Raw genomic sequence first — 6,000 nt, forward strand, 5'->3', positions numbered from 1 at the left:
GGCCGGCGCCACAGCGCGCCGACCGGATCGGTGGACTGCGGGGTCAGCCGGGCGCGGCCTGGGTCGCGGTGACGATGTTCGGCCGCCGCCATTGCACCGTGCTGCGGTTCATCAGCCCGAACCGGTCGTCGCCGACGCCGATGCACCCTACCCCGCGACTCCCCGCCTGATCGGGCACGGAAGGGGCACGATCTTTCCTGGTCGCACCGTTGGTGACTGTGGTTGTCCGCTCTTACGGGCACGCGGGGCACGGCATTTCGGAGGGCGGCGGGCAGTCACTCATGTCGCCGACCCCGCTGTCACCATCCTCCGGCCGGGACCGGCGAGGTTGCGGTGCTTGTCCTCGGGCCCAAGCATGGGCTCAGGAGAACAGCGACAGAACACATCGGAGGGGCACGTCCCGGGAGGACATGAGAGCCATGACGTTTCCTGCGCTCCGATCCGCCGGCCGTCGCCGGACAAGGCGCAGTCGACAGGCATGGGTGCGATCGACATGACCGACGACGACCGGCCGCTGCGCTGTCTGGTCACCGGCGCCACCGGTTACCTGGGCGGCAGGCTGGTGCCGGAGTTGCTGGCCGCCGGGCATTCCGTGCGCTGCCTGGCCCGCTCGCCCGGCAAGCTGCGGGACCATCCGTGGGCCGGGCGGGCGGAGGCCGTGCACGGGGACGTGACGGACGAGGAGTCTGTGCGCGCGGCCATGAAGGGCATGGACGTCGCGTATTACCTGGTGCACGCGCTGGGCACCGGTCGGAGTTTCGAGGAGACGGACCGGCGCGCGGCCAGGATCTTCGGTGAGCAGGCGCGCGCCGCCGGAGTCCGTCGAATCGTCTACCTCGGTGGGCTGAGCCCTTCCGGAGTACCCGAGCACGCGCTGTCACCCCATCTGCGGTCCCGCGCCGAAGTGGGCCGCATCCTCCTGTCCTCGGGCGTGCCGACCGCCGTGCTGCGGGCAGCCGTGATCATCGGGTCGGGTTCGGCCTCGTTCGAGATGCTGCGATATCTGACCGAGCGGCTGCCCGTGATGGTGACCCCGAGCTGGGTGCGCACCCGCATCCAGCCGATCGCCGTCCGCGACGTTCTCCGTTTCCTCGTGGGGTGCGCGAGGCTGCCGTACGACGTGAACCGCGCCTTCGACATCGGCGGACCCGACATCGTCACGTACGAGGAGATGATGCGGCGGTACGCCGTCGTCGCCGGGCTGCCGAAACGCGTCATCGTCCCCGTTCCGCTGCTCACCCCCCGGCTGTCCAGCCTATGGGTCGGTCTGGTCACCCCGGTGCCGGGCGCTCTCGCGCGCCCGCTGGTCGAGTCGCTGAAGCACGAGGTGGTCTGCGCCGAGCGGGACATCGTCCGTTACGTGCCGGACTCGCCGGAGGGGCCGGTCGCCCTCGACCGGGCGATCCAGCTGGCCCTCAGGCGCGTGCAGGACGCGGATGTTGCCACCAGGTGGTCTTCGGCCTCGACTCCCCGCGCCCCCAGCGACCCGCTGCCCACCGACCCCGACTGGGCGGGCGGGAGCCTCTACACGGATCACCGCGAACGCACGGTCGCGGCGTCGCCGCAGGCGCTGTGGCGGGTGGTGGAGGCGATCGGAGGCGAGAGCGGCTGGTACTCCTCGCCGCTGGCCTGGTCCCTGCGGGGCTGGATGGACACCCTGGTGGGCGGTGTGGGTCTGCGCCGGGGCCGCCGGGACGCGACCCGGCTGCGGATCGGCGACAGCCTGGACTTCTGGCGCGTGGAGGAGATCGAGCCGGGTCGGCTGCTCCGGCTGCGAGCGGAGATGCGGCTTCCGGGCCTGGCCTGGCTGGAGATGGCTGTCGACCGGGATCCACAGGGGCGCACGGTGTACCGGCAGCGGGCCCTGTTCCATCCGCACGGCCTGGCGGGGCACGCCTACTGGTGGGGCGTGGTCCCCTTCCACGCCGCGGTCTTCGGCGGCATGGCCCGCAACATCGCCGCCGCGGCCGAATCGGCCGGCCCTGAACCGGCCCGTACTCACTGAGGAGGGTCAAGGAACCGTGCGCGTCTCGGTCGCCCTGTTCACCGCCGACCTGCGGGTGCACGACAACCCGGTCCTCCAGGCCGCTCTGAAGGGCGCGGAACGTGTGGTCCCGCTCTTCGTCGTGGACACCGGCATCCGCCGCACCGGCTTCCCCGGACCCAACCGCGCGGCGTTCCTCGCCGACAGCCTGGCCGACCTCGACGCGGCCCTGCGGGCTCGCGGTGGCCGACTGGTGGTGCGCGTCGGCGACGTGGTCGAGGAGACCTGCCGGGTGGCGGCGGAGACCGGGGCCGTCGCAGTGCACATCGCGGGCGGGGTGAGCCGCTACGCGGCACGGCGCGAGGACCGGCTGCGCACGGAGCTGGCCGGCGACCGACGCGAACTACGTGTCCACGACGCCTCGTTGACGGCTGTACCTCCGGGGGCGCTGTCGCCCGCGGGCAAGGACCACTTCGCGGTCTTCACCCCGTACTTCCGCCGATGGGAGAGCTTCTCTGCGCGCGGCGTCCTGCCGGCACCGGACGCCGTACGGGTACCAGACGTACGCTCGGCCGATGTGCCACACCCGGAGTCACTCGCGCCGGGCCTTGCGTCGCAGGGTCTGCCCGCCGGCGGTGAATCCGAGGCCCGCCGGAGGCTGCGGTCATGGCTGTCCGGCCCGATGTCCGTATACGACGCCCAGCACGACGACCTGGCCGCCGACGCGACCTCCCGGCTCTCTCCCTACCTGCACTTCGGCTGCCTCTCACCTACCGAACTGCTGCACCAGGCCCGCGCGCAGGACAACCCCGGGGCGCATGCCTTCGTCCGCCAGCTCGCCTGGCGGGAGTTCCACCACCAGGTCCTGGCAGCCCGCCCCGACGCGGTCGACCACGACTACCGCCCCCGGCGCGACCGCTGGCGCCACGCCACGCAGGAGATCGAAGCCTGGCGGGACGGCCGCACGGGCTACCCCGTCGTCGACGCCGCCCTGCGACAGCTCCGCCACGAGGGCTGGATGCCGGGCCGGGCCCGCCTGCTCGCGGCAAGCTTTCTCACCAAGACGCTGTATGTGGACTGGCGGGTGGGAGCCCGCCACTTCCTGGACCTCCTCGTCGATGGTGATCTCGCGAACAACCAGCTCAACTGGCAATGGGTCGCCGGGACGGGCACGGACACTCGCCCGAACCGACTCCTGAACCCACTCGTCCAGGCACGCCGGTACGACCCCCGCGGGGAGTACGTACGCCGCTGGCTCCCCGAGCTCCGCCACCTCGACGCCACGGCGGTCCACTGCGTCCCCCACCTCGACGCAGCCACCCGTGCGGCCCTGGACTACCCCGCCCCGATCGTGGACCTCGCCGCGGCTGCCGCCCGGTTCAGGGAGCGGCGCGCCACCGAGTGACCGGCACAAAACCCTGGCGGCAGTTGTTGCGTTGACCTGCGACGGGGCGATGTTGGAGCCCTGGTCGTACCAGTGGCCGGACCCCGCTGTTCCCCGTGGTTCCCCGCACGATCTGGCACGCGAGTGGCACGACCTGTTCGCTCCGGGCACCCTGGGCGGAGGCCCGGTCTGGTGGCTGAGCCTCAGCCGACGACGGTCAGCCACGCTGTCGGGGTGTGCAGCCGCCACGGCTGCGACTTTCTGATCCGTAGGATTCGGGCGGGCTGTTGGGCGAGGGCTCTGTCCTCTTCCGGGTTGATCGCCGAAGGTGATCACTGGCCGCGTGTGGCGTCGTTGCCGTCGGGGCTGCCGTCACTCGGGCACCACGCGTGGTGGGGCTCCATCCTGCCGCAGGCGGCAAATCCAGCACCGCCAAGACCTGACCACCGGTTGCTTCATCCGCACCGGGTGAGCATCCAGGGACCAGTGCCAGGCCAATGCTTGGCTGCAAAATTAGGAGCAATATGGACGACTCGTTAAACACTGGTCATCATGAGGGCGCGGACGGCGCGAGGCGTGCTGATGAGTGGATGGACAAACCCACCATCCAACTGAGGAAATACCACTACCGGGCTCACCCTGAAGGGCTGGCAGTGGGCCCAGGGTCGGGATCCCGACCAGATGATGCTGCGGACGTCGCAAGTGCGAGCAGTAAGGGCACCGGGCGAGCCCACGGGTTATTAAAATCCAGTGCCATTATGGCCGCCGGTACGATCGTTTCCCGGCTGACTGGATTCGTTCGAACGTTGGTCATGGCTGCGGCCATCGGGGTCGGCACCCTGGGAGATTCATACCAGGTCGCAAATGTCCTGCCCACCATGATTTACGTGCTAGTGGGCGGTGGGGCGCTCAACGCAGTATTTATCCCGCAATTGGTGCGGGCTATGAAGGAAGATGACGACGGAGGCGAGGCGTACGCAAATCGACTCATGACCCTCGTGATCGCGCTTTTGGGTGCGGTCACGGCCCTGTGTGTTTTTGGCGCCCCTTATCTCGTCCATATGCTCTCACCGGATATTGCATCCGACCCCAAACGGATGGCTGTCACAGTCGCCTTTGCGCGATACTGTTTGCCCACCATGTTCTTCATGGGCGTACACGTTGTCATGGGGCAGATCCTGAATGCCCGTGATCGTTTCGGCGCGATGATGTGGACGCCAGTCCTCAACAACATCATCATTATCACAACCTTCGGTTCATTCATCTGGGCGTTCGGGAACGTCACCGCATCCGGGGTGACTGCTCACAATATTTCATCCGAGGGTGTGCGGCTTCTGGGGGTTGGCACACTACTTGGCCTCGCAGTTCAGGCCCTCTCGATGATTCCCTACCTCAGGGAAACCGGATTTCGCATCAGGCTGCGCTTTGACTGGCGCGGACACGGACTGGGGAAGGCCGCTGGTCTGGCCAAATGGACGCTCTTGTTCGTTTTGGCTAATCAACTGGGCATGATTGTAGTTACGCAACTTGCCACTAAAGCAGGGGCCATCGCAGAGGCTCAGCACCACGAGGGCACAGGAATTACCGCCTACAATTACGCCCTACTGCTTTGGCAGATGCCGCACGCCATCATCACCGTTTCCGTAATGACAGCGGTTCTGCCACGGATCTCCCGGGCGGCAAATGACAACGACGGCGGCGCTGTACGTGATGACATCTCCTATGGCCTGCGAACTTCTGCAGTGGCGATTGTTCCATGCGCCTTCGCGTTTCTCTCTATCGGCATGCCGCTTTCCACCCTGCTGTACGCAGGGTCTGGCGCTGGTGCCGAAAATATTGGATACATGCTCATGGCGTTCGGGCTGGGGCTTATTCCGTACTCAGCTCAATATGTGGTGTTGCGGGGTTTCTACGCCTACGAAGACACACGCACCCCCTTCTATAACACGGTGATTGTCGCGGTGACGAATGCCATCATGGCTGGACTGAGTTTTGGACTCCTACCCGCACGTTGGGCTGTTACCGGCATGGCGGCCGGGTACGGTATCGCCTATGCGGTTGGCGTGGGGGTCGCTTGGCGTCGTCTACGCCGTCGCCTTGGAGGAAGCCTTGATGGCTCCAGGGTTGGACGCGCGTACACACGACTCTTCGTGGCTTGTGTTCCTGCCGCAGGAACAGCGGGTGCGGCAAGCTTCGTAATTCTGCATTTGCTGGGCAGCTCTGCAACGGGTTCCCTTTCGGCTCTTGCCGCCGGTACGGTCGTCTTCTTGGGTGTTTTCATGGCGATGGCAAGCGTTGTGCGTGTCCAGGAACTCACCACTCTCACGGGCATGCTGCGAGCGCGCTTGGGCCGATGAACGTCGGGTGCGACCAACAACCAGGAAGCTCGCCTACCCGGGTCATCTCGTCAAGCGGAGATTCCCCCCGAGTGGTGAACACCTCTGATCCCGGCCCCGGTGGGGACCGGGGAGGAGGGAGGTCATGAAGGTGTGCTCGCCCGGGTTCAAGGTCAGAGCGCGGACCCCTGGGAAGCTGCGTTCAGAGCGTGGTGGTGAACCGCGCTGTAGCTCGATGATCTGCGGCTTTCGGGTGGTTGCGGTGTGGGGGTGGTCGGCCTGGGGCAGCCAGCGGG

At 67.3% G+C, this 6,000-nt stretch carries 3 protein-coding genes; all 3 read left to right on the forward strand.

Annotation, left to right across the window (positions count from 1 at the left end; all coding sequences use genetic code 11):
• The first annotated feature begins 478 nt into the window (after positions 1-478).
• The 3 genes from ACWD5Q_RS14775 to murJ all read left to right on the forward strand — a co-directional run bounded on the left by ACWD5Q_RS14775 (position 479) and on the right by murJ (position 5,725).
• On the forward strand, positions 479-2,005 hold the full coding sequence (locus tag ACWD5Q_RS14775) for an SDR family oxidoreductase (RefSeq protein WP_451427359.1): 1,527 nt from the start codon (positions 479-481) through the stop codon (positions 2,003-2,005).
• A gap of 16 nt (positions 2,006-2,021) precedes the next feature.
• Positions 2,022-3,389, forward strand: coding sequence for a cryptochrome/photolyase family protein (locus ACWD5Q_RS14780; protein ID WP_451427360.1), 1,368 nt, complete (start codon positions 2,022-2,024; stop codon positions 3,387-3,389).
• Between the two features lie 503 nt (positions 3,390-3,892).
• Positions 3,893-5,725 carry a murein biosynthesis integral membrane protein MurJ gene (gene murJ, locus ACWD5Q_RS14785; protein ID WP_451427361.1) on the forward strand — a complete coding sequence of 611 codons (1,833 nt, stop codon included), beginning with the start codon at positions 3,893-3,895 and terminating at the stop codon, positions 5,723-5,725.
• The last annotated feature ends 275 nt before the right edge of the window (positions 5,726-6,000 follow it).

This window comes from Streptomyces sp. NPDC002513 (assembly GCF_053595355.1).